This window comes from Aeromonas hydrophila subsp. hydrophila ATCC 7966 (assembly GCF_000014805.1).
Classification (GTDB): domain Bacteria; phylum Pseudomonadota; class Gammaproteobacteria; order Enterobacterales; family Aeromonadaceae; genus Aeromonas; species Aeromonas hydrophila.
The window spans coordinates 4,294,482-4,318,815 of the sequence record NC_008570.1 but is presented as its reverse complement, the minus strand read 5'-3'; the positions used below and the strand labels follow the sequence as shown (position 1 = coordinate 4,318,815).

Genomic DNA, 24,334 nt, shown 5'->3' with positions numbered 1-24,334 from the left:
CATGGTCATCATCATCGGACTCGGCAAAACCGGACTCTCCTGCGTCGACTACTTCATCGGCCGTGGCGTGACGCCGTTGGTGATGGACACCCGCGCCAACCCGCCCGGCAAAGATCAACTGCCTGCCGAGGTGGAACTCATCCACGGGCTGGACGGCGAGCTGCTCAAGCAGGCGCACATGATAGTGGCGAGCCCGGGCATTGCCCTGGCAACGCCCGAACTGCAAGCCGCCGCCGAGTTCGGGGTGCGCATCGTCGGCGACATCGAGCTGTTCGTGCGCGAGGCCCAGGTGCCGGTGATCGCCATCACCGGCTCCAACGGCAAGAGCACGGTCACCACCCTGGTGGGCGAGATGATCGCCGAAGCCGGCCTCAAGGTCGGGGTGGGTGGCAACATCGGCACGCCGGCGCTCGAGCTGCTCAAGCAGCCGATGGATCTCTGCGTGCTGGAGCTCTCCAGCTTCCAGCTGGAGACCACCCACAGCCTGCGCGCCGCCGCCTCCGTGGTATTGAACCTCTCCGAAGATCATATGGATCGCTATCAGGGCATGGCCGACTATCGCGCCGCCAAGATGGAGATCCATCAGCACTCCCAGCACATCCTGATCAATCGCGACGATGCCCAGACCCTGCCCGACGTGGGTCAGGTGTGGCAGAGCTTCGGCCTTGACTGCAACGGCTATGGCCGCTGCGAGCTGGATGGCCGTCACTGGCTGACCCTGCACGGCGAGCCGTTGCTGGCGGTGGACGAGATGAAGATCGTCGGCGCCCACAACCAGGCCAACGCGCTGGCCGCCATGGCCCTGTGCGATGCGGTCGGCATCCCGCGCGAGCCGCAGTTGCGAGTACTGCGCCGTTTCGAGGGGCTGCCCCACCGTGCCCGCTTCGTGCGGGAGGTGAATGGGGTGCGCTGGATCAACGACTCCAAGGCCACCAACGTGGGGGCGACCCTGGCTGCCGTGGCCGGGGTGCGCGAGTCGGTGAAGGGCCGTCTGCTGCTGCTGGCCGGTGGCCAGGGCAAGGGCCAGGATTTCGGCCCGGTGCAGGCGCTGCTCGGCAGCCAGATCGATCACATGTACTGTTTCGGCCAGGATGCCGAGGTGCTGCTGGCGCTGGGCGAGCAGACCGAGCGGGTGGCGGATCTGGATGCCGCGGTCGCCAAGGCGGCCGCCGATGCCAGACCCGGCGACTGGGTGCTGCTGGCGCCGGCCTGCGCCAGCCTGGACCAATTCAAGTCTTTCGAAGCGCGCGGTGATCGTTTCACCGAGCTGGTACAGAAGTTATGAACGCCCTTCGCGCAGTCGCAGGCTTCTTGCAGCGCTGGCTGTTGCCGGCGCGCCCTGCCGGTCTCTATGACCGGCAGCTGGTCGTGCTGGCGCTGGCGCTGATGGCGGTGGGTCTGGTGATCGTCGCCTCCGCCTCGATCCCGGAGGGGATCGCCATCAACAACGATCCCTTCATGTTCGTGAAGCGTCACGGCCTGTTTCTGCTGATGGCGCTCGGCATCTCCTGGTTCGTGCTGCAGGTGCCGATGGCGCGCTGGCAGCACTACAACGGCCCCATGCTGCTGCTGGCCATCGTCATGCTGGTGCTGGTGTTGCTGGTGGGCCGCAGCGTCAACGGCTCGGTTCGCTGGTTGCCGCTGGGTCCGTTCAACCTGCAGCCGGCCGAGTTCGGCAAGCTGGCGCTGTTCGTCTATCTGGCGGGCTATCTGGTGCGCCGTCAGAGCGAGGTACGCGAGCGTTTCATCGGTTTCATGAAGCCGATGGCGGTGTTGTTCGTAGTGGCCATCCTGCTGCTGGCCCAGCCCGATCTGGGCTCGGTGGTGGTGATGTTCGTCACCTCGCTCGGCATGCTGTTCCTGGCCGGCGCCCGCCTGGTGCAGTTCATCGGTCTCATCCTGGTGGGGGTGAGCGCCGTGGTGACCCTGATCATCGCCGAGCCGTACCGGATGCGGCGGGTGACCTCTTTCCTCGACCCCTGGGCTGATCCGTTCGGCAGCGGCTACCAGCTGACCCAGTCGCTGATGGCCTTCGGCCGTGGCAGCTGGTTTGGCGAGGGGCTTGGCAACTCCATCCAGAAGATGGAGTACCTGCCGGAGGCGCACACCGACTTCGTGTTCGCCATCCTGGGTGAAGAGCTGGGCTATGTGGGCGTGCTGGGCGCGCTGTTTCTCATCTTTGCGCTGGCAATCAAGGCGCTCAAGCTGGGGCACCAGGCGCTGGTGGCTGAGCGACTGTATGAAGGTTATCTGGCCATCGGCATCGGCATCTGGTTCAGCTTCCAGACCTTCGTCAACGTGGGGGCTGCCAGCGGCATGATGCCGACCAAGGGGCTGACCCTGCCGCTGGTCAGTTATGGTGGTTCGAGCCTCATCATCATGATGGTGGCGGTGAGCATGTTGATTCGTATCGATTTCGAGTTGCGCCAGGCCAGTGCCCAGGCGCGCGTGCGGGAGGTTTAGTGAGCAAGACGCTGTTGGTGATGGCAGGCGGTACCGGGGGCCATGTGTTCCCCGGCTTGGCCGTGGCTGATCGCCTCAAGGCCCAGGGCTGGACCATTCACTGGCTCGGCACCGCCGACCGGATGGAGGCCGAGCTGGTGCCTGCCCATGGTTACCCCATCTCCTTCATCGATATCCAGGGGGTGCGTGGCAACGGCATCAAGCGTCTGCTGGTCGCGCCTTATCGCATCGTCAAGTCCGTGTTGCAGGCGCGGCGGGTGCTCAAGACCATTCGTCCCGACGTGGTGCTCGGCATGGGCGGCTTTGCCTCCGGCCCGGGTGGCGTGGCGGCCTGGCTGTCCGGTATCCCGCTGTTGCTGCACGAGCAGAATGCCGCGGCAGGCCTGACCAACAAGTTGCTGGCTCGCCTCGCCAAACGGGTGCTGATGGCATTTCCGGGCGCCTTCGCGCCGAGCCGTCGCACTGCCGTGGTGGGCAACCCGGTACGCCCCGAAGTGGTGGCGCTGCCGGATCCCCAGCTGCGCAGCGGGGCAGAACCACTGCGGCTGCTGATCGTCGGTGGCAGCCTGGGGGCCCGGGTGCTCAACGAACAGGTGCCGCCAGCGGTGGCGGCGGCCGGCGTGCCCATCGAGGTGCGTCACCAGTGCGGCAAGGGCAATCGGGATGCCGTGGCTGAAGCCTACGCCAAGCAGGGTGTTGCGGCCGAGGTGAGCGAATTTATCAAGGACATGGCCGGTGCCTATGCCTGGGCCGATCTGGTGGTGTGCCGGGCGGGGGCGCTGACCGTCTCCGAAGTGGCCGCCGCCGGGGTCGCCGCCATTTTTGTACCGCTGCCCCACGCAGTGGATGATCACCAGACCCGCAACGCCCTGACCCTGGTCGATGGCGGTGCGGCTGAATTCCTGCCCCAATCCGAGCTGACGACGGCCTCGCTGGCTGCCCGTCTCTCCTGGCTTGCCGGGCGCAGGGAAACCCTATTGAACATGGCCCAGGCCGCCCGTCGCGTGGCCATTACCGATGCCGCCGAGCGGGTTGCTGACGAGTGCAAACGCCTGGCGACCGGGCAGATTGAGAGAGAACTATGACCAAGGTTGAACTGGCAAAACTGCGTACCGTTATCCCTGAAATGCGCCGCGTGCGTCGCATCCACTTCATCGGCATCGGTGGTGCCGGGATGGGCGGTATCGCCGAAGTGCTTGCCAACGAAGGGTATCAGGTAACCGGCTCGGATCTGGCCCGCAATGCGGTGACCGAGCGACTCGAGTCCCTTGGCGCCCACATCTTCGTCGGCCACAGTGCCGAGCATGTGAACGAGGCGAGCGTGGTGGTGGTCTCCACCGCCATCAAGCAGGACAACCCCGAGCTGCTGGCCGCCCGCGAGCTGCGCATCCCCGTGGTGCGCCGCGCCGAGATGCTGGCCGAGCTGATGCGCTTCCGCCATGGCATCGCCATCGCCGGCACTCACGGCAAGACCACCACCACCAGCCTGGTGGCGAGCATCTATGCCGAAGCGGACCGGGATCCGACCTTCGTCATCGGTGGTTTGCTCAACAGCGCCGGCACCAATGCCCGCCTGGGCAGCAGCCGCTATCTGATTGCCGAGGCGGACGAGAGTGACGCCTCCTTCCTGCATCTGCAGCCGATGGTCTCCATCGTGACCAACATCGAAGCGGATCACATGGACACCTATGGTGGCGACTTCTCCAAGCTGAAGGCCACTTTCATCGACTTCCTGCACAACCTGCCGTTCTACGGGCTGGCCGTGGTGTGCGTGGATGACCCGGTGATCCGCGGCATGCTGCCGGAGATCGCCCGTCCCACCATCACCTACGGCCTGAGCGATGATGCCGACGTGCAGGTGCTGGACTTCGTGCAGACCAGCAACCGCAGTCGCTTCCGGGTGCGCCGCAAAGATGCCGGCGAGCTGGAGGTGACCCTCAATCTGCCCGGCATCCACAACGCGCTCAATGCCGCCGCGGCGATTGCGGTCGCCACCGAGGACGGGATCGGCGATGATGCCATCATCCGGGCGCTGGCCAAGTTTGAAGGGGTGGGTCGCCGCTTCCAGCAATATGGCGAGTTCGAGACAGGTCGCGGCAAGGCCATGCTGGTGGACGACTACGGTCACCACCCGAGCGAGGTCAAGGTCACCATCAACGCGGCTCGCGCCGGCTGGCCCGAGAAGCGGTTGGTGATGGTGTTCCAGCCGCACCGCTACACCCGCACCCGCGATCTCTACGAAGACTTCGCGGATGTGCTCTCCAAGGTGGACGTGCTGGTGATGCTGGAGGTCTATGCCGCCGGTGAAGAGCCCATTCCGGGCGCCGATGGCCGCGCCCTGTGCCGCTCCATCCGCTCACGTGGCAGTCTGGAGCCCATCTTTGTCGCGACGCCGGACGATGTGCCGGCGGTGCTGGCCGGGCTGGTGGGTGAGGGCGATCTGGTACTGACCCAGGGGGCAGGGAACGTCGGCGCACTGGCTCGCCGTCTCGGCGAGATGAAATTGAGCATCGAGAGCATGAAATCCGGCGCCTGAGGGCCCAATGAGTATTTTGACCGCCAAGCCGGGGCCTATATAATGGCGAACCGGTCTGCAAAGGGCCGGCATGGCGCGTTAAACGGGGATCGATCGGGTGGAGGCAAGGGCACAAGGGCGCACCAAGGGGGGCTTCATCGCCGGGGTGGGATTTTTCATCCTGGTCATGTGGGGCCTCTACCAGACCGCGCTGGATGTTAAAGATTGGCTGACGGATGCCAATCGGTTGCCCATGAGCGAGCTGTTGCTGCAGGGGCAACACCAGTATTTGCAAACCGATGAACTGCGCAGCGCCGTGCTGGATGGCGCCGAGTTGCGCAACTTCTTCGAGTTGGATGTAAACGAATTGCAGGCGCGGTTGAACGCCTTGCCTTGGGTGGCCCAGGTCTCGGTACGCAAGAAGTGGCCCAACAAGATCAAGGTCTACCTCACCGAACAGGCGGTCGCGGCCCGCTGGAATGGCAACCGCTTCGTCAACACCAAGGGTGAGGTGTTCAGTGCGCCGGACAGGGTGAAGACCCCTCTGATGCAGCTGTCGGGGCCAGAAGATCAGGCCGTCAAGGTGCTGGAGGCCAGCCGCCAATACGAGGCGCAGCTGGCGGCCAGAGGGTACAAGCTGCTGGGGGTGAATCTGACCCCTCGCCATGCCTGGGAACTGACCCTGGATGGCAACATTCAGCTGTTTTTGGGGCGCTCGGATATCGCGCTTCGACTGCAGCGGTTTATCGATGCCTTTCCGGTCATCGAACCTCGTGAGCGGGTTGCTTACGTGGATCTTCGATACGACACCGGAATGGCAGTTGGCTGGAAGAAGAACGAAGAGAAAGTGAATGACCAAAACCGCAGATAGAAATCTGATTGTCGGGCTGGATATCGGCACAACCAAGGTGGCGGTTCTGGTTGGCGAAGTGCTGCCAGACGGTGAGCTCAATGTCATCGGCATGGGCAGTCACGCCTCTCGCGGCATGGACAAGGGCGGGGTCAACGATCTTGATTCCGTGGTCAAGTCCCTGCGTCGCGCGGTGGAAGAGGCTGAAATGATGGCCGACTGCCAGATCAGCTCCGTCTATCTGGGGTTGTCCGGCAAGCATATCGACTGTCGCAATGAAACCGGCATGGTGCCCATCTCCGACGAAGAGGTGACCCAGGAAGACGTGGACAACGTCATCCACACCGCCAAGTCGGTACGGTTGTCCGATGAGCTCCGGGTGCTGCACGTGCTGCCCCAGGAGTTCGCCATCGACTACCAGGAAGGGATCAAGAACCCGGTCGGCCTCTCCGGCGTGCGGATGGCGGCCAAGGTGCACCTGATCACCTGCCACAACGACATGGCTCGCAACATCGAGAAATGTGTGGAGAAGGTGGGTCTGCGGGTGGATCAGCTGATCTTCTCCGCACTGGCGTCCAGCTACGCCGTGCTGACCGAAGACGAGAAAGAGCTGGGTGTCTGCGTGGTGGACATCGGTGGCGGCACCATGGACATGTCGCTGTTTACCGGCGGTGCCTTGCGTCACACCAAGGTGATCCCGTACGCCGGCAGCACGGTGACCAGCGACATCGCCTACGCCTTCGGCACTCCGCCGCTCGATGCGGAGGCGATCAAGGTGCGCTATGGCTGCGCCCTCGGCCGGCTGGTCAGCAAGGAAGACAATATTGAAGTACCCAGTGTCGGCGGTCGTCCGGCGCGCAGCCTGCAGCGGCAGACACTGGCTGAAGTGATTGAGCCCCGTTACACCGAGTTGCTCTCCATGGTGAATGATGAGCTGGTGCGGGTACAAAGCGAATTGAAAGCGCAGGGGGTCAAGCATCAGCTTGCAGCCGGTGTGGTCTTGACCGGCGGCGCTGCCCAGATCGAAGGCATTGTGGAGTGCGCAGAGCAGATCTTCCAGAGCCAGGTCCGGGTAGGGGAGCCCATGAATATCCGGGGATTGAGTGATTATGTGCAGGCGCCTGTGTACTCGACCGCGGTCGGGTTGCTGCAGTATGGCCGCACCCATCAATCCACCGGCAGTAGCAAGGAATATGCCGCCAAGGCAAGCGTAGGTGGGCTGGTCAAACGGGTCAGCAACTGGTTGCGTGGCGAGTTCTAAAAGATTTTGCTGAGTCAGGCAAATAAAGCGGAGAGACAACATGTTTGAATTTATGGATAGCCACACTGACGAAGCCGTCATTAAAGTGATTGGTGTGGGTGGCGGCGGCGGCAACGCGGTCGAGCACATGGTTCGTCAAAACATCGAAGGCGTTGAATTCATTACCGTCAACACCGACGCCCAGGCTCTGCGTAACTCCAGCGCCAACACAACCCTGCAGATCGGTGGTGGCATCACCAAGGGTCTGGGTGCCGGAGCCAATCCGGAAGTGGGTCGTGATGCGGCCATGGAAGATCGGGAAGCGCTGCGCGAGCTGCTGACTGGTTCCGACATGGTGTTCATCGCCGCCGGCATGGGTGGTGGTACCGGTACCGGTGCTGCACCGATCGTGGCCGAAGTGGCCCGTGAGATGGGTATCCTGACAGTTGCTGTCGTAACCAAGCCGTTCTCCTTCGAAGGGAAGAAGCGGATGGGCTTCGCGGCTCACGGCATCGAAGAGCTGTCCAAGAACGTCGACTCCCTGATCACCATCCCCAACGACAAGTTGCTGAAGGTGCTGGGCCGCGGCATCTCCCTGCTGGACGCCTTCAAGGCTGCCAACGACGTACTGCTTGGCGCGGTACAGGGCATTGCCGAGCTGATCACCCGTCCGGGCTTGATCAACGTCGACTTCGCGGACGTGCGTACCGTGATGCGTGAAATGGGCACCGCCATGATGGGTACCGGTTCCGCCTCCGGTGATGACCGCGCCGAAGAAGCGGCCGAGAAAGCCATCTCCAGCCCGTTGCTGGAAGACGTGGATCTGGCCGGTGCCCGTGGCATCCTGGTCAACATCACCGCCGGCATGGACATGACCATCGAAGAGTTCGAAACCGTGGGTAACGCGGTCAAGGCCTTCGCTTCCGAGAACGCCACCGTGGTGGTAGGTACCGTAATCGACCCGGAAATGCACGACGAACTGCGCGTGACCGTGGTTGCCACCGGTATCGGTGCCGAGCGCAAGCCGGACATCACGCTGGTGAAGAACAACATGGTCCAAGAGCGTCCGGCCCGTCAGCCCCTGATCAGCGAAGCCCTGCAGTCTCGCGTGATGGAAGAGGCCCCGGCCAAGGTGGTCAACGCCGAGCCGCAAGCTCGTCGTGAACCGGATTATCTCGATATTCCTGCGTTCCTGCGCAAGCAAGCCGACTAAGCCTCCAATGACGCTGGTTTGTTTGTTGCTTAAGGAATGTGCTAAGATGGCCCGGCAACGACCATCTGGTCAGGAATTTGAGCTGTTAAGCGGATACGCCCATGATTAGACAAAGAACCTTGAAAACGAGTGTCCAGGCCACCGGTGTCGGCCTGCATTCGGGCCGGAAAGTCACAATGACGTTCCGTCCGGCGCCTGTTAACACAGGGATCGTTTACTTGCGTACCGATCTGAATCCTGTGGTTGAGCTGCCAGCCAATGCCGATCAGGTGCGTGATACCGTGCTTTGTACCGCTCTGGTCAATGAAGCCGGTGTCCGAGTCTCTACCATTGAGCACCTCTCTGCCGCGCTGGCCGGGATGGGCATCGACAACCTCTATGTCGAGGTTGATGCGCCCGAGATCCCGGTGATGGACGGCAGTGCGCACCCCTTTATCTACCTGCTGCAAGAAGTCGGTATCCGTGAACAGAATGCGCCCAAGCAGTTTGTGCGGATCAAGCAGAGCATCCGGGTTGAAGACGGCGACAAGTGGGCGGAATTCCACCCCTATCGCAACGGCTTCAAGATGGATCTCGAGATCGACTTCCAGCATCCGGTATTTGAAGGACGCAATCAGCGTTGCGTGCTGGACTTCTCCGGTGCCTCTTTCGTGAAAGAGATCAGCCGTGCTCGTACGTTCGGTTTCATGCGTGACATCGAGTACCTGCGTTCCCAGAACCTGGCGCTGGGCGGAAGCCTGGAAAACGCCGTGGTGCTGGATGACTATCGGGTACTGAACGAAGATGGCCTGCGCTATGAAGATGAATTCGTCAAACACAAGATGTTGGATGCGATCGGTGACCTTTACATGTGTAACCGCAGCATCATTGGCGAATTCCGTGCCTACAAGACCGGCCATGCCCTGAACAACAAGCTGCTGCGTGCCTTGCTGGCCAAGCAGGAGGCCTGGGAACTGGTGACCTTCGAGGGTGAGGGCGACAAAGCGCCCATCGCTTACTACGATAACGGTCTGGTTCTGGCCTGATAGCTGTGCAACGGAACGTCGGTCCTCTCTCCGCACCGACGTTCCGTCATTTGTTTACTCCATTCCGTAATACCGATTATCTCCCGGTTTTATTTCCCGTGCGGGCCAATGGCCACACCTGACCGAGCAGACTGATTTCTATGAGCATTACCCTGATCCTCAATGGCAAGCAGCGACGCAAGTTGCACTTACCGAAACAACGTCTGGCCTGGGTCGGCGGTATCTTCTTCACTGTATTGGCCCTGAGTGGTGGCTGGCTCTGGCAGAGCTGGCATCAAACAATGGAGGCGCTGGAAGTCGCGCTGGCCATGGCCGAACAGCAAAAATCCACGCAAGGGGCTGACGAAGCCCGCGAACAGCTTGCCATGCTGGCCGCCCAGGTGGGCACCATGCAGGGGCAGCTGGGTCGTCTCAACGCGCTCGGCGAGCGGCTGACCGAAAAGGCCGACCTCGATCCCGAAGAGTTCAATTTCAAGGAGCTGCCCCCCATGGGCGGCCCCTCCTATGATGCGGATCTGGAAGTCAGCCTCAACGAGCTGCAGGACTCCATGAAGCATCTCAGCCAGCAGCTCAGCAGTCGTGAAGAGCAGCTGTCGGTACTTGAATCTTTCATCATGAATCACCATATAACCGATGCCGGCTTTATTTCCGGAACACCGGTCAAGCAGGAGCGGGTTTGGGTCTCCTCTGGCTTCGGTGGCCGGGTCGATCCGTTCAACGGTCGCGCCAAGATGCACAAAGGGGTGGATTTCCGTGGCAAGCCCGGCACCCCCATTCTGGCGACGGGCCCGGGCGTAGTGAGCTGGGCGGGCCGTCATCCGGAATTTGGCAACATGGTGGAGATCAACCACGGCAATGGTTTGGTGACCCGCTATGCCCACAACTCCAAGTTGCTGGTCGAAGTGGGCACCCTGGTCGATGAGGGCCAGAAAATTGCCTTGATGGGACGCACCGGTCGCGCGACCGGGGTCCATTTGCATTACGAAGTGTTGAAAGATGGTCGTCAGGTGGACCCCGCGCGTTTTCTCAATGCCAGACGGGGTTAGGTTTTTTTCTCCAGGTTCCAGTGACGGAACACTTATATAACCAGAAATAGTTGGTACCCATGATTAGCACACTGCTTACCAAGATTATCGGCAGCCGGAACGACAGAACGCTCAAGGCTCTGCGCAAAATTGTAAAACAGATCAATGCGATGGAGCCTCAGTTCGAAGCTCTGTCCGATGCACAGCTGCAGGCCAAGACGGCCGAGTATCGTCAGCGTCTGGAGCAGGGTGAGACACTGGAGCAGTTGCTGCCGGAGGCCTTTGCCACCGTGCGTGAAGCATCTCGCAGGGTGTTTGGCATGCGTCACTTCGACGTGCAGCTGATCGGTGGCATGGTGCTGAACTCCAACCGCATCGCCGAGATGAAGACAGGTGAAGGCAAGACCCTCACCGCGACCCTGCCGGCCTACCTGAACGCCCTGAGCGGTCGCGGCGTGCACGTGGTGACCGTGAACGACTATCTGGCCAAGCGTGACGCCGAGGCGAACCGCCCGCTGTTCGCCTTCCTCGGCATGACAGTCGACTGCAACGTGCCCGGCATGGACGCGTCCCAGAAGCGTGACGCCTACGCCGCTGACATCACCTACGGTACCAACAACGAATTCGGTTTCGACTACCTGCGCGACAACATGGCGTTCTCGCCCGAGCAGCGCGTGCAGCGTCCGCTCAACTATGCGCTGGTGGATGAGGTGGACTCGGTGCTCATCGATGAAGCCCGTACCCCGCTCATCATCTCCGGCCCGGCCGAAGACAGCTCCGAGCTCTATATCCGTGTCAACAAGCTGATCCCGCTGCTGGTCAAGCAGGACAAGGAAGACTCTGAAGAGTACACCGGCGACGGCCACTACACGGTGGACGAGAAGAACCGTCAGGCTTTGCTGACCGAAAACGGCCAGATCTTCGTCGAAGAGCTGCTCAAGAAAGAGGGGCTGCTGGCCGAGGATGACTCCCTGTTCTCCGCCACCAACATCAGCCTGCTGCACCACGTCAACGCCGGCCTGCGCGCTCATACCCTGTTTGAGCGCAACGTCGACTATATCGTCCAGAAGGACGAGATCGTCATCGTCGACGAGCACACCGGCCGTACCATGCCGGGCCGTCGCTGGTCCGATGGTCTGCATCAGGCGGTCGAAGCGAAGGAAGGGGTCAAGATCCAGAACGAGAACCAGACTCTGGCCTCCATCACCTTCCAGAACTACTTCCGTCTGTACGACAAGCTGGCGGGCATGACGGGGACTGCCGATACCGAAGCCTTTGAATTCCAGCAAATTTATGGCCTGGATACCGTGGTTATCCCGACCAACAAGCCGATGGTGCGCAAGGACATGGGCGATCTGGTCTACCTGACCGCCAACGAGAAGTATGCCGCCATCATCGAAGACATTCGCGGTTGCGTCGAACGCGGCCAGCCGGTACTGGTCGGTACCGTCTCCATCGAGAACTCCGAGCTGCTCTCCGGCATCCTGACCAAGGAGAACATCCCGCACAAGGTGCTGAACGCCAAGTTCCACGCCATGGAAGCGGAGATCGTCGCCCAGGCCGGTCAGACCGGCGCCGTCACCATCGCCACCAACATGGCCGGTCGTGGTACCGACATCGTGCTCGGCGGCAACTGGCAAGCGGAAATCGCCCAGCTGGAGAACCCGACCGAGGCACAAATCGCCGAGCTGAAAGCGGCCTGGCAGGTGCGTCACGATGCGGTACTGGCCGCTGGTGGTCTGCACATCATAGGTACCGAGCGCCACGAATCCCGTCGTATCGACAACCAGCTGCGCGGCCGTTCCGGTCGTCAGGGCGACCCGGGTTCCTCCCGTTTCTACCTCTCCATGGAAGATACCTTGATGCGGATCTTCGCCTCCGATCGCGTCACCGGCATGATGAAGAAGCTGGGGATGGAAGAGGGCGAGGCCATCGAGCACCCGTGGGTGACCAAGGCGATCGAAAATGCCCAGCGCAAGGTGGAGGGTCGCAACTTCGACATCCGCAAGAGCTTGCTGGAGTTTGACGACGTGGCCAACGACCAGCGCAAGGTGGTTTACGAGCAGCGCAATGAGCTGCTGGACACCAGCGATATCTCCGAGACCATCCACGTCATCCGTGACGATGTCTATGGCGCCATCATCGACGAGTACATCCCGCCCCAGTCCCTGGAAGAGATGTGGGACGTGCCGGGTCTGGAAGCCCGCCTGAAGTCCGACTTCGCGCTGGATCTGCCGTTGCAGCAGTGGCTGGCGGAAGACGACAAGCTCTATGAAGAGAAACTGCGCGAGCGCATCCTGGATGAAGCCACCAAACTCTATGCCCACAAGGAAGAGCTGGTCGGCAAGGAGGTGCTGCGCAACTTCGAGAAGGCGGTGATGCTGCAAACCCTGGACGGCCTGTGGAAAGAGCACTTGGCGGCCATGGATCACCTGCGTCAGGGCATCCATCTGCGCGGTTACGCCCAGAAAAACCCCAAGCAGGAGTACAAGCGCGAATCCTTCGATCTGTTCACCCAGATGCTGGAAACCCTCAAGCGCGACGTGGTCAGCATCCTGAGCCGGGTACAGGTGCAGGAGCGCGATGTGGAGGCGATGGAAGAGCAGCAGCGCCAGCAGGCCGAAGCCGCTCCCCGCACCTACACCCATGCCGCGGCCGACAACCAGCTGGCTGACGACGAGGCCCAGGCCGAAGCTGCCCCGGTTACCTTCGTGCGGGACGAGCAGAAGGTGGGACGCAATGACCCCTGCCCGTGTGGCTCAGGCAAAAAATACAAGCACTGCCACGGTCAGTTGACCTGATAGCGCAATGACGATGATGCACCGCCTCCGGGCGGTGCATTCATTTCCGGCAGGCAAAGAAGGAGAGCCGTGCGATGAGCAAGATGCCGACAGGATGGGATACTACTGCCCACAACAGCTGGCTGGCGGGCCAGCGTCAGGTTGCCATCCAGCAACTGCTGGCCCGGCTCAACGGCAGCGCGGCCAAGCCGATTGCCTTGCAGCTGCAGTTTGCCTATTACCTCTTTCTGTGCGATGACCCGGCTTCCGCGGCGCAGGTGCTGGAGATGGCCCACAAGGCCAAACCCGCCAATGACGAGGTGCTGCGCAACCTCTGCGCTTGCCTGTCGCGGGCCGGTCAGTACGAGCTGGCAGTGGCACGCTTGCAAACCTTGCAGCAGCGCGCCCCCGACGATTTCCATGCGCTGGACGCCCTCTGCGCCTCGCTGGCCAAGCTGGATCGCTACGATGAGGCCGCTCTGGCGGGAACCCGCTCACTGACCCTGAAGGCCCGGTCGGCGGGCAAGGCGCCACCATCCTGGGCATTGCCTACGGCAGAACCGGCCGTCTGGTTGGCCGATGGCAGTCGCAAACCGGATGTCATCGCTTTTTCCCTGTGGGGCAGTGCTCCCCGTTATCTGCGAGGAGCCATCGACAATGTGCTGGCGGCGGCCTATCTCTATCCGGGCTGGCAGGTGCGTTTCTACGTGGATGAGAGCGTGCCGGCCGAGTTGCTCGCTGCGCTGCGCGAACTGGGGGCAGAGCTCTTGTTGCAACCTGCCGGTCAGCCTTTGCGTCAGCGTCTGTGCTGGCGTTTCCAGGTGGCCAATGATCCACTGGTGGGGCGCTTTCTGGTGCGGGATGTGGATTCGGTGCCGGGCGTGCGCGAGCTGCTGGCGGTACAGGAGTGGCTTGCATCGACGCACTGGTTTCATATCATGCGCGACTGGTGGAGCCATACCGATCTGGTGCTGGCGGGGATGTGGGGCGGGGTGGCCGGCGTATTGCCGCCGTTGGCGCCCCTGCTCGAAGGCTATCAGCCCGATGTGATGGAGACGCCGAACATCGACCAATGGTTTTTGCGCGATCGGCTCTGGGGTTATCTCTCGCAGAGCTGTCTGGTGCACGATCGCTGCTTCACGCCGCCAGGTGCCATTCCCTGGCCGCAGCCCGCCCCTGGCGGGAGCGAACATGTGGGGCAGGATATCTTTACGGCACAAAGGGAGCCGCAGGCCCATCGGCTGGCGCCCTGGATTGCCCGTTTGCCGTGTTTACGTTGAGGACAATGATGGAACAGAAGAAACGGATCTGGGTGGCGGTCGGCGTCATCGAGAACGAACGGGGCGATATCTTTATCGCCAAGCGCTCCGCCGATCGCCATCAGGGGGATCGCTGGGAGTTTCCAGGCGGCAAGGTGGAAGCCGGGGAGGATCTGCTTACTGCGCTGGATCGCGAACTGTGGGAAGAGATCGGGATCCGGGTGCAGGATTGCGCCCCCTTCATGGAACTGCATCACGACTACCCGGACAAGCAGGTGCTGCTGGATATCTGGAAGGTGACCCGCTTTAGCGGCGAGCCGTTCGGCAAGGAGGGGCAGGAGTGTCGCTGGGTGCCGCTGGCCTCTCTGCACGAGTACCATTTCCCCGACGCCAATGGCCCGATCGTGACGCGCCTGCAGGCATCACTGGCCGCACAGGGCTGATGTGAGCCGCAGTGCATACCAAAATAAAAAGGGCCGTATCGGCCCTTTTTGATTGCTGGCTTACTGCCACTGCTCCCCTTCTTCGGGGTAGGGCAGCAGCTCCGGGTCTATTTCCCCCGGGATCCGCTTCTCCTCGTCGGCCCACTCGCCGAGATCGATCAGCTGGCAGCGCTTGCTGCAGAACGGCCGAAACGGACTTTGTGGGCCCCATTCCAGCTCGGTTTGGCAGGTCGGGCACTTTACTTTGGTCACCATGAATGCTCCTTAGCAGCAGGCAAGCTGGAAGGGAACATCACCGATCTGCTGCTCCGTGGTAGGCAGGAAACGCAGGGCGAACCGGTTCTTGTGGCCGCTCAGGGTGGGGTAGCACTGCTGGGTGCCGGTCAGACGGATGCGGATCAGCTCGGCGCTCTCGGCGGTATCCTGGAAGAAGCCGTTGACGGCAACCTGCTCGCTGAAGTTGCCGGACTCACGCCACAGCCGCAGCAGCAGGGAGATGGCGTTCATCAACAGATTGATGTCGCTCAGCCACAGCTGCATCTGCTGATGACGGGCGATGGCCGGGGTAGCGAGCCAGTGGTGCAGTTGCGGCACGTCGAAGGCGCACAATCCGCCCGGAATGGAGAAGCGTTGGCGAATGGAGCCGAGCAGCCGATCCTCTTTGAGGCGGGCACCGGGACGCGGGGCACTCAGCAGGTTGCGGGACAGCTGGGCGCTCTCCTGTTGCATCTGGCTGATCTGCTCCAGGTCAACATCGGGCAGGCTGGCCCAGTGGCTCAGGCGCTGGCCGAGGCGCTCCAGATCCTTGATCAGATCGGCGCGCAGGTCGCCGCGTTCCAGCAACTCCTGCAGGTCGAACAGACCCTTGAAAAAGGCGATATGTGCCCAGGACTGGTCGCTCTCCAGATTGTCGCGGATCTGGGAAAACAGGGACTCCAGACGAAGATAGGTCCGGCTTTTTTCATTGAGGGGAAAATCGTAAATCATGCCTAATCCTGGCCAGCCATAAACCGGCCTAGTGTACTCACAGTTGGCGGGCTTGTTGAGAGGCAAATGCCAGATATGTCTCGTGCAGCGCTAAAATTCGGCTCTTTATCGCCTCGGGCGTGCCATTCTGGTTGTCCAGCACATCGTCGGCTGCCGCCAGCCGTTCGGCCCGGCTCGCCTGGGCGGTCAGGATGGCTTGGGCCTGCTCGCGGCTCACGCCGTCCCGGCGGCAGGTACGCTCAATCTGGGTCGCTTCGTCCACGTCGATCACCAATACCCGATTGGCTAGGGCAGTGAGCCGGTTTTCCACCAGCAAGGGCACTACCAGCAAGCAATAGGGGGAGCGAGCGGCCGCACACTGGCGCTGCATCTCGGTGCGAATGAGGGGGTGGAGCAGAGCGTTGAGCCAGCCCTTGGCCTGCGGGTCAGTGAAGACCCGCTCACGCAGCCGACGGCGATTGAGCTGGCCAGCGGGGGTGATGACATCTGAGCCAAAATGGGCGGCGATGGTGGCCAGGGCAGGGGTACCGGGCTCGACTACCTCGCGGGCGATGACGTCCGCATCCACTACTTCGATGCCGAGCTCTGCAAATTGATTGGCAACCGTGGTCTTGCCGCTGCCAATTCCACCGGTGATTGCGACTACATACATGGGTCAGTGTTGCCTTTGATCAGAGAAACGTCGTGAGGTACCAGCGGGTGATGGTATCGCCCCACAGCAGCGCGATCCAGCCGGCGATGGCCAGATAGGGGCCGAAGGGGATGGGTTTGTTCTGATGATGGTTGCGCAGCAGAATGAGACCAATCCCGATGAAAGCGCCAACCAGCGACGAGAGCAGCAGCACGATGGGCAGTGCCTGCCAGCCGAGCCAGGCACCCAGCGCCGCCAGCAGCTTGAAGTCGCCATAGCCCATCCCTTCCTTGCCGGTCAGCAGCTTGAAGGCCCAGTAGAGGCTCCAGAGCACCAGATAGCCAGCCATGGCGCCGATCACCGCATCGGCCAGCGGTATAAATCCCCCTGCCAGGTTGAACAGCAGGCCGCCCCACAACAGTGGCAGGGTCAGCTGGTCCGGCAGCAGCATCTTGTCCAGATCGATGAAAGTGAGTGCCACCAGCACCCAGGTGAGCAGCAGGGCGGCCAGCAAGCCCCAGCCCGGTGCAAATGTCGCGGCGACGACCAGCGAGAGCAGGGCCGTCAGCAATTCCACCAGAGGATAACGGACCGAGATAGGGGCCTGGCATTCACGGCAGCGTCCCTTGAGCCAGAGCCAGCTGAGCAGGGGGATGTTCTCCATGGCCGTGATGGCGTGGCCGCAATGGGGGCAGGCAGAACGCGGCACCATCAGGTTGTAGCGTTCTTCCTGCTGCGGCAGTGTTTCCGGATTGAAATAGCCGAGATACTCGGCCTGCCACTCCCGCTCCAGCATGATGGGCAGGCGATGGATGACCACGTTGAGAAAACTGCCGATCATCAGAGAAAAGAGGAATACCAGCGAGAAATAGAGCCAGGGCAGGCTGTGAAAAACGTCAGTGATCAGCAACATGGAGTCTCGGATTGATGGGGGATCAGTGGATCACCGATCCCAGTTTGAAGATGGGCAGATACATGGCGACCACCATGCCGCCGACCAGAACCCCCAGCACTACCATGATGAGAGGCTCCAGCAGGCTGGTGAGGCCGTCGACCAGATCGTCCACCTCCTGCTCGAAGATGGTGGCGACCTTGGAGAGCATATCATCGATGGCGCCAGACTCCTCGCCGATCATCACCATCTGGATCACCATGTCCGGGAACAGATCGACGGTGCGCATGGCCACGTTGATCTGCATACCGGCCACCACCTCGTTGCGAATGGCCATGACGGCAGTACGGTAGACATAGTTGCCGGAGGCGCCTGCCGCAGAAACCAAGGCATCCACCAGTGGAATACCGGCAGAGAAGGTGGTGGAGAGGGTGCGGGCGAAACGGGCCATGGCGGCCTTGTGCAATATCATGCCGACCACGGGGATGGTCAGTATGAACTTGTCGGTGTTGTCCTTGACCTTCTGGGAGGCGCGCCAGGCGCGCACGTAGAGAAAGATGGCGAGCGCTATGCCGCCAAAGATCACATACCACCAGTTCTGCATGAAACGGGAGATGCCGATGACGAACTGGGTGAAGATGGGCAGTTCGGCGCCGAAACTCTTGAAGATGTCCTCGAACTGGGGAATGACAAACAGCAGCAGGATGGAGGTAACGACAATGGCCACCAATATGACCATTGTGGGGTAGAACATGGCTTTCTTGATCTTGGACTTGAGGGCTTCCGATTTCTCGCGATAGGTGGCGATACGATCGTAGATGGTCTCTAGGGCGCCGGACTGTTCGCCAGCCTCCACCAGATCGCAGTAGAGATCGTCAAAGTGACGGGGATGACGGCGCAGCGCTTCGGACATAGGCGTGCCGGTCTCCACATCGGCGGCAATCTGGCCCATGAGCTCGCGCATGGCCGCCTTCTCGTGGCTGCGAGCGATGATCTGCAGGCTTTGGACCAGAGGTACGCCGGCTGACAGCATGGTGGTGATCTGGCGGGAGACGACGGCGATGTCCATCGGCTTGATCTTGGCGCCGCCCTTGGAGAAGAGCCCCTGGCTCTTCTTGCTCACCTTGGTGACGTTGACACCCTGTTTGCGCAGTTCTGCCTTGACCGTGTTGATGCTGTCGGCCTGCAATTCGCCGGAGACCTTCTGGCCCTTGCGATTCACCCCGCTCCAGCGAAAAGCGAAGACTTTCTTGGGGGCATTCTGTTTCTGGGTTAGCGTTGCCATCACTGCGTCCTGCAATGGGGCTCGGGTTGCTCGTCATGAGGAGAAGCAGCCTCGGCCTGATGGAAATCGCCAGGGCCGGCGGCACCTGGATGAATCGGCTGAGCGATAGACTCTGTCAGTTGGTTGTTACCCGGTTTATCTCCGCGAGACTGGTCACCCCCAGGCGGGCCTTCTCAAGGCCGGAGGTACGCAAGGTACGCATGCCTTCCTTCTGGGCTATGGCGGCAATCTGCAGAGAGTTGGCCCCTTGCATGATCAATTTTGCGATGTTTTCAGACATTAGCATGATTTCGTAGATGCCGACCCGGCCCTTGTAGCCACCCGAGCACTCTTTGCAGCCAACCGGTTTGAACAGCCGCAAGCCAGCGGCCAGCTGCTGCTGGGTAAAACCCAGCTCAAGCAGCTCAGCCTCGGGTACGACTTCGGGGGCTTTGCAGTGATCGCACAGTTTGCGCGCCAGCCGCTGAGCCATGATCAGGGTGACCGAGGAGGCGATATTGAAGGCGGGCACCCCCATGTTCATCATCCGGGTCAGCGTTTCTGCCGCCGAGTTGGTGTGTAGGGTGGATAGCACCAGGTGGCCGGTCTGGGCGGCCTTGATGGCAATTTCAGCGGTCTCCAGATCCCGGATTTCACCCACCATGACCACATCGGGGTCTTGGCGCAAGAAAGAACGCAGGGCGCTGGCGAAGGTCAGCCCTGCCTTGGGATTGACTTGCACCTGATTGACGCCGGGCAGGTTGATCTCCACCGGATCTTCGGCGGTGGAGATATTGACCTCGGTGGTATTGAGAATATTGAGACCGGTATAGAGTGAAACCGTCTTGCCCGAACCGGTAGGGCCGGTCACCAGAATCATGCCCTGAGGCTTCGACAGGGCACGCAGGTATTGCGCCTTCTGGCGCTCGTCGAAACCGAGTTGCTCGATATTGAGGCGTGCGGCGGAGGAGTCGAGCAGACGGATAACGATCTTTTCGCCCCACATGGTGGGCAGGGTATTGACCCGCATATCCATCGACTTGTTGCGCGACAGCTTCAGCTTGATGCGGCCATCCTGTGGCAGTCGCCGCTCAGCGATATCGAGCCGTGCCATCACCTTGAGGCGAGCCGAGAAGCGGTTGGCTAGGTTGACCGGTGGGGTCGCTATCTCATGCAGAATACCGTCTATTCGAAAGCGGATGCGGTATTTGGTCTCATAGGGCTCGAAGTGAAGGTCAGAGGCACCGCGCTTGATGGCATCCATCATGATTTTGTTGATGTATTTGACGATGGGCGCGTCATCGTCAGCAGTGTTGACGCTCTCGTCGAGCCGTGATCCCTCGTCAGACACTTCCAGCTCGGAGATCTCGGATTCGTCGATGTCCTCCATGCCGAGGGCATCCTGATCGCTCTCCATCAGCTTGCTGATGGCAGTGGTGAGTTTGTTTTCCTCGACCAGCAGCGCCTCGGTATGTAACCCGAAGCTGAAGCCAAAATCCTCCAGTGCAGACACATTGGTCGGGTCTGACATAGCGATATAGAGGGTGTGCCCTTGGGTGTAGATGGGCAGGACGTGATGCTTTTCAATCAGCTTCTGATTGAGGTATTTCTGCGGGATCTCGGCCAGGTCGAAGGCGGCAAGATCCAACAGAGGTACCCCATACTCCAGCTCGCAGAAGTCAGCCAGTGCCTTGCTGTCTAGGATTTCGTTTTCGATCAGAAAGGTCACAAAGGGCTTGCGCTGGGCCTTGGCTTGGCTCAGATAGCGCTGTGAGTCGGACTCACTGAGCAGGGAAGAGGCGGCCAGGCTTAACGCCAGGCCGCTATTGGGGCTAGAGGTCATCGTTAGCACATGCTAGCAGCAGCACATGTACCGGTATCTCTTGTCCAGTTGACTTGCTTAGACGCTTCAACAGTTCCAACCATGACAAATGTTGGGTTGGCGGGTGTCAGGTTAGCAAAATCAGTACCGCTTGTTACGGTAATAGTGACGGTATTTGCACCAGTTGCAGCAGCGAGAGTTTTTGTATTGTCGGTGTCTATACGTGCTGCATTCGCATTAGCGATGGCACTTGCTAATGCACTATTTGCTGCGTCAATGCACGAACCGCCAGCAGTTGCGTTAGTAAGGTCTATTGCAGTTACATCAAGGCTTTGCACACATACTTCTACAGCTGTTTTCGCTGGGCCAGCGGCTGCAATTACCTCTGAGTATTTTGCGCGTAATGTATATGTTTGATACGCCGGCAGCGCGATGGCGGCCAGGATGGCGACGATCGCGACTACGATCATCAATTCGATAAGGGTAAAGCCTGATTGTTTCTTCATTTCAAATATCCTTTTTGTCCTTGGTTCCTGGGAAGTGCCGGTGGAAAACTATCCACACGTCAGTATCTTATCCGAGCTGTTTGACTTGGCAACAGAGGCCGGGGTCTTTGTTAACAATCTTTCTGTCATTTGCGAAAATTTTGATATAAATCATGGATGAAGAGTCCCTATCGACTCTTTTTTACTGGCGGGGATGGGTCCATCTCACACTCCTTTGCCGAGGGATCCTGCCTTAAAGAAAAGGCGCCCGTGGCGCCTTTTGCAAGTCCTTCATCTTGTTATATGTCAGCGACAAGATAGGGGCACGATGATGCCTCTGCGGCTAGATGAATCGCATCGAGAGATCCAGGGCGCGTACATGCTTGGTCAGGGCGCCGACCGAGATAAAATCGACGCCGGTCGCGGCATAGTCAGCTAGGGTATCTAGCGTAACGTTGCCAGATACCTCCAGCTTGGCCCGGCTCTGATTGAGGGCAACCGCCTCGCGCATCATGGGAATGTCGAAGTTATCCAGCATCACTATGTCGGCACCGGCAGCCAAGGCCTGCTCCAGCTCGACCAGGGATTCGACTTCTACCTCTACCGGTTTACCCGGGTTGAGACGGCGGGCTTCGCTGATTGCTTCAGCGATGCCGCCACAGGCGAGAATGTGATTCTCCTTGATGAGGTAAGCGTCGAACAGGCCGATCCTGTGGTTCTTGCCGCCGCCGCAGGTGACAGCGTACTTCTGGGCGCTGCGCAGTCCTGGCAGGGTCTTGCGGGTATCGAGCAGCCGACAATCGGTATCTGCCAGCTCGGCCACGTAGCGAGCGGTAAGAGAGGCCACTCCGGAGAGGGTCTGCACGAAGTTGAGGGCATTGCGCTCACCGGTCAGCAACACGCGGGCCGGGCCATGCAGGCGAAACAGTTCCTGATTGGGGGAGAGCACTTCGCCATCTTGTACCAGCCATTCAACTCTGACTTCGCCACCAAGCTGGACAAACACCTCATCGACCCAGGGCTGGCCGCAAAATACGCCAGCCTCGCGGGTGATGACCCTGGCGCTGGCGAGGCGATCCGCCGGGATCAGCTGAGCCGTGATGTCGGCGCTGGCATCCGGTTGATCCAACGGGGTGAGGGCATCGCCCAAGTCTTCGAGTAGTGCGGCGCGCACGGCGCGGCGGATGTCCTGTTGTAGCATGCCTTTTATTCCTGCAAAGGTCTGAGCAGCAACTGCCGCTCCTTTTGAACCAGCTCCAGCCGGCCGAGGGCGTTCATGCCTACCAGCACCTCGTCGCCAGCCGCTGCCGGATTGATGAAGATGGCCAGATCGTACAAGGTCAGTGGTCCCATCGCCAGCGTTTCGATGGTGCCGTTGCCGACCCGGATAAAGCCGGCTGCCGTATTCACCTGACTGCTGCCGCGGGCGGTCAGGCCAAGCCGTTCGGCAACCTGTTGTGGCACGGTAATGCGGGTCGCACCGGTATCGAGCAGCAGTTGCACCGGCTGACCGTTGATGGCACCCTCCAGACGATAGTGGCCGCTGGCATCGGCCTTGAGCAGCAGGTCGCCGCTGGCGGTCACCGACGGTTGTTCGCGGGCATGAAAATAGAGGGTCAGCAATCCCATCAGGGAGAGCCAGGCCAGCAACCAGAAGCGGCGTGCCATCGGGTGCATATCCTTTCCTGAGTCGAGCGGAAGATGGCTCAGCCTACCACAGTTGCCCGCTGTCATGAGGCGACTGCGATGAGCCTGAGAGGTGGATCGCCTTGTTGCCCGTCCAGTGTTGCCAGATGCGCCATCCCATTGCAGAGCGAGTAGACAATGACTCAGCCAAAAATAGTATTTTCCATTGATTCAGACGGTTGGTGTGAGCAAGCCCGCAAGGTGCCGTCACCGCACCACAACGAGCGGGCCACCCCGAACGATATCTCCCTGCTGGTGGTGCATGGCATCAGCCTGCCGCCTGGCGAGTTTGGCGGTCCCTTCATCGATGATCTTTTCCTTGGGCGGCTCGATCCCGACGCTCACCCCTATTTTGCCGGTATCCATCAGCTGCGGGTCTCGGCACATTGCCTGATCCGGCGCGACGGTGAGCTGGTGCAATATGTGCCGTTTGGTGCCAGAGCCTGGCATGCTGGGGTATCGAGCTGGCAGGGACGAGAGGCGTGCAACGACTTTTCCATCGGGATCGAGCTGGAAGGGACCGATGAGCACCCCTACACCGACGCACAATACGAGGCATTGGTTGGGCTCAGCCGAACCTTGTCCAGCCATTACCCCGCCATTACGGCGGATCGTATCGTCGGCCATTGCGACATAGCGCCGGGGCGCAAGACGGATCCGGGTGACAGTTTCGAATGGCCGCGCTACCGTCAGGCACTCAACTTTAAGTGATTATTCTAAAAATAAGTTTGTGTTTTTAAAACAATGGCTTGCCTTTATGGCAGGCCATTTTTGTTGGCTGTTGATCAAATGTTGCCTGTGAGCAATGTCAAAAATATTGGTCTGACCAATTTCTATGAGCTAAATCATAAATCCCTCTCTTTACCCCTTAAGTGGCAAGGTTGATTCTTGATTCAGATCATCTTTTGGGTGGACTTTTCCCATGCCCTCTGCTAATTTTCGCCCCATTCATGAAATTGGTAATACCAATTTAACAAAGCAGCCTCATGCCCTATCTCAAGATTACTCAACCCAAGTTGGCCGACGCCATTGTCGCCGAGCTGGAACAGATGATTCTGGAAGGCAGTTTGCAGCCGGGCCAGAAGTTGCCGCCTGAGCGGGAACTGGCCATCCAGTTTCAGGTGTCGCGCCCCTCGCTGCGCGAAGCCATCCAGCGCCTCGAGGCAAGAGGACTCTTGTATCGTCGTCAGGGCGGCGGCACTTACGTACAAAACGCCTTGAGCAAAGGGATTGCCGATCCCCTGTTCGAGCTGCTCAGCACTCACCCGGAAGCCCAGTATGACCTGCTGGAGTTTCGCCACGCACTGGAAGGCATCTGCGCCTACTATGCTGCGTTACGGGGTACGGACGCCGATTTCGAGCGCATCCGTCAGGTGCAGTCCGCCATCGAGGAGGCCGGCCAGCAAGGCTCGCTGGTCAGCGAATCCGCTGCCGTCACCCAGTTCTATCTGGCGGTGGCCGAGGCGTCCCACAACGTGGTGCTGCTGCATCTGCTGCGGGCCATGGGCCCCATGCTTGAGCAGAACATTTTACGCAATAACGAAATTCTGAATCGCCGTCCGGGAGTGGTCGCCAAGATCCGTCGCCATCGCGCGCATCTGATCGAGGCTATCCTGTCGGGGGCTCCGGAGCGGGCCAGGGCAGCTTGTCATGAGCACCTGGCCTTTATCGAGGACACCTTGTTGGATATGCAGAGGGAAGACAGCCGGATCCAGCGATCCATGCGTCGGATCCGTCAGCAGGAAAACTAATCC

General features: G+C 60.5%; 23 protein-coding genes. 14 read left to right on the top strand and 9 right to left on the bottom strand.

Translation table 11 applies throughout. The features are described 5' to 3' along the window. Position 1 precedes the first annotated feature (1 nt). From murD to mutT, 12 genes are all read left to right on the top strand, one after another. Positions 2-1,285 (top strand): UDP-N-acetylmuramoyl-L-alanine--D-glutamate ligase, encoded by a 1,284-nt coding sequence (gene murD / locus AHA_RS19635; protein WP_011707582.1) that lies wholly within the window; start codon positions 2-4, stop codon positions 1,283-1,285. Continuing rightward, positions 1,282-2,463: a cell division protein FtsW gene (ftsW, locus tag AHA_RS19630; RefSeq protein ID WP_016352178.1), complete on the top strand. Its 1,182-nt coding sequence runs from the start codon at positions 1,282-1,284 to the stop codon at positions 2,461-2,463. The genes murD and ftsW overlap by 4 nt, the downstream gene beginning before the upstream one ends. Beyond that, the gene (murG, locus tag AHA_RS19625; protein WP_011707580.1) at positions 2,463-3,548 is read left to right on the top strand and encodes an undecaprenyldiphospho-muramoylpentapeptide beta-N-acetylglucosaminyltransferase; all 1,086 of its coding nucleotides are present in this window, start codon (positions 2,463-2,465) and stop codon (positions 3,546-3,548) included. The genes ftsW and murG overlap by 1 nt, the downstream gene beginning before the upstream one ends. Then, positions 3,545-4,999, top strand: coding sequence for a UDP-N-acetylmuramate--L-alanine ligase (gene murC / locus AHA_RS19620; RefSeq protein WP_010635950.1), 1,455 nt, complete (start codon positions 3,545-3,547; stop codon positions 4,997-4,999). The genes murG and murC overlap by 4 nt, the downstream gene beginning before the upstream one ends. Before the next feature lie 97 nt (positions 5,000-5,096). Next, entirely contained in the window at positions 5,097-5,849 is a 753-nt protein-coding gene (locus tag AHA_RS19615) for a cell division protein FtsQ/DivIB (protein ID WP_017409434.1), read from the top strand. Continuing rightward, complete coding sequence (gene ftsA / locus AHA_RS19610; protein WP_005305690.1) at positions 5,830-7,089, top strand: cell division protein FtsA; 1,260 nt, start codon at positions 5,830-5,832, stop codon at positions 7,087-7,089. Before AHA_RS19615 ends, ftsA begins: the two co-directional genes overlap by 20 nt. A 40-nt stretch (positions 7,090-7,129) precedes the next feature. Beyond that, positions 7,130-8,281 (top strand): cell division protein FtsZ, encoded by a 1,152-nt coding sequence (ftsZ, locus tag AHA_RS19605; RefSeq protein ID WP_005305686.1) that lies wholly within the window; start codon positions 7,130-7,132, stop codon positions 8,279-8,281. Positions 8,282-8,382: 101 nt separating this feature from the next. Then, positions 8,383-9,306: a UDP-3-O-acyl-N-acetylglucosamine deacetylase gene (gene lpxC / locus AHA_RS19600; protein ID WP_011707578.1), complete on the top strand. Its 924-nt coding sequence runs from the start codon at positions 8,383-8,385 to the stop codon at positions 9,304-9,306. Positions 9,307-9,446: 140 nt separating this feature from the next. Further along, positions 9,447-10,352: a M23 family metallopeptidase gene (locus AHA_RS19595; RefSeq protein ID WP_011707577.1), complete on the top strand. Its 906-nt coding sequence runs from the start codon at positions 9,447-9,449 to the stop codon at positions 10,350-10,352. A gap of 59 nt (positions 10,353-10,411) precedes the next feature. Next, entirely contained in the window at positions 10,412-13,132 is a 2,721-nt protein-coding gene (gene secA, locus AHA_RS19590; RefSeq protein ID WP_011707576.1) for a preprotein translocase subunit SecA, read from the top strand. Between the two features lie 74 nt (positions 13,133-13,206). Further along, entirely contained in the window at positions 13,207-14,391 is a 1,185-nt protein-coding gene (locus tag AHA_RS19585; RefSeq protein ID WP_011707575.1) for a tetratricopeptide repeat protein, read from the top strand. 8 nt (positions 14,392-14,399) lie between these two features. After that, entirely contained in the window at positions 14,400-14,813 is a 414-nt protein-coding gene (gene mutT / locus AHA_RS19580; RefSeq protein ID WP_016352173.1) for an 8-oxo-dGTP diphosphatase MutT, read from the top strand. A 60-nt stretch (positions 14,814-14,873) separates the two neighbouring features. Here the strand turns inward: mutT and yacG are convergent, their stop codons facing one another. The 9 genes from yacG to AHA_RS19535 form a co-directional block, all read right to left on the bottom strand. Then, complete coding sequence (gene yacG, locus AHA_RS19575; protein ID WP_005305661.1) at positions 14,874-15,068, bottom strand: DNA gyrase inhibitor YacG; 195 nt, start codon at positions 15,066-15,068, stop codon at positions 14,874-14,876. A 9-nt stretch (positions 15,069-15,077) separates the two neighbouring features. Next, positions 15,078-15,800 (bottom strand): cell division protein ZapD, encoded by a 723-nt coding sequence (gene zapD, locus AHA_RS19570; RefSeq protein ID WP_024945431.1) that lies wholly within the window; start codon positions 15,798-15,800, stop codon positions 15,078-15,080. A 37-nt stretch (positions 15,801-15,837) separates the two neighbouring features. After that, positions 15,838-16,452 carry a dephospho-CoA kinase gene (gene coaE / locus AHA_RS19565; protein WP_011707572.1) on the bottom strand — a complete coding sequence of 205 codons (615 nt, stop codon included), beginning with the start codon at positions 16,450-16,452 and terminating at the stop codon, positions 15,838-15,840. 19 nt (positions 16,453-16,471) lie between these two features. Next, positions 16,472-17,344 (bottom strand): prepilin peptidase, encoded by an 873-nt coding sequence (locus tag AHA_RS19560; protein ID WP_011707571.1) that lies wholly within the window; start codon positions 17,342-17,344, stop codon positions 16,472-16,474. Positions 17,345-17,366: 22 nt separating this feature from the next. Beyond that, positions 17,367-18,608 carry a type II secretion system F family protein gene (locus tag AHA_RS19555; RefSeq protein WP_011707570.1) on the bottom strand — a complete coding sequence of 414 codons (1,242 nt, stop codon included), beginning with the start codon at positions 18,606-18,608 and terminating at the stop codon, positions 17,367-17,369. 115 nt (positions 18,609-18,723) lie between these two features. Next, entirely contained in the window at positions 18,724-20,439 is a 1,716-nt protein-coding gene (gene tapB / locus AHA_RS19550) for a PilB family type IVa pilus assembly ATPase TapB (protein WP_011707569.1), read from the bottom strand. After that, positions 20,433-20,915 (bottom strand): type IVa pilus major pilin TapA, encoded by a 483-nt coding sequence (gene tapA / locus AHA_RS19545; RefSeq protein ID WP_011707568.1) that lies wholly within the window; start codon positions 20,913-20,915, stop codon positions 20,433-20,435. Before tapA ends, tapB begins: the two co-directional genes overlap by 7 nt. A gap of 322 nt (positions 20,916-21,237) precedes the next feature. Then, positions 21,238-22,095, bottom strand: a complete 858-nt coding sequence (gene nadC, locus AHA_RS19540) for a carboxylating nicotinate-nucleotide diphosphorylase (protein ID WP_011707567.1) — start codon at positions 22,093-22,095, stop codon at positions 21,238-21,240. A 5-nt stretch (positions 22,096-22,100) separates the two neighbouring features. Further along, complete coding sequence (locus AHA_RS19535; RefSeq protein WP_024944772.1) at positions 22,101-22,571, bottom strand: retropepsin-like aspartic protease family protein; 471 nt, start codon at positions 22,569-22,571, stop codon at positions 22,101-22,103. Between the two features lie 147 nt (positions 22,572-22,718). On the opposite strand from AHA_RS19535, the gene ampD reads away from it, so the two are divergent. Both ampD and pdhR read left to right on the top strand, forming a co-directional pair. Continuing rightward, the gene (ampD, locus tag AHA_RS19530; protein ID WP_011707565.1) at positions 22,719-23,291 is read left to right on the top strand and encodes a 1,6-anhydro-N-acetylmuramyl-L-alanine amidase AmpD; all 573 of its coding nucleotides are present in this window, start codon (positions 22,719-22,721) and stop codon (positions 23,289-23,291) included. A 275-nt stretch (positions 23,292-23,566) separates the two neighbouring features. Beyond that, positions 23,567-24,331 (top strand): pyruvate dehydrogenase complex transcriptional repressor PdhR, encoded by a 765-nt coding sequence (gene pdhR / locus AHA_RS19525; RefSeq protein ID WP_011707564.1) that lies wholly within the window; start codon positions 23,567-23,569, stop codon positions 24,329-24,331. The last annotated feature ends 3 nt before the right edge of the window (positions 24,332-24,334 follow it).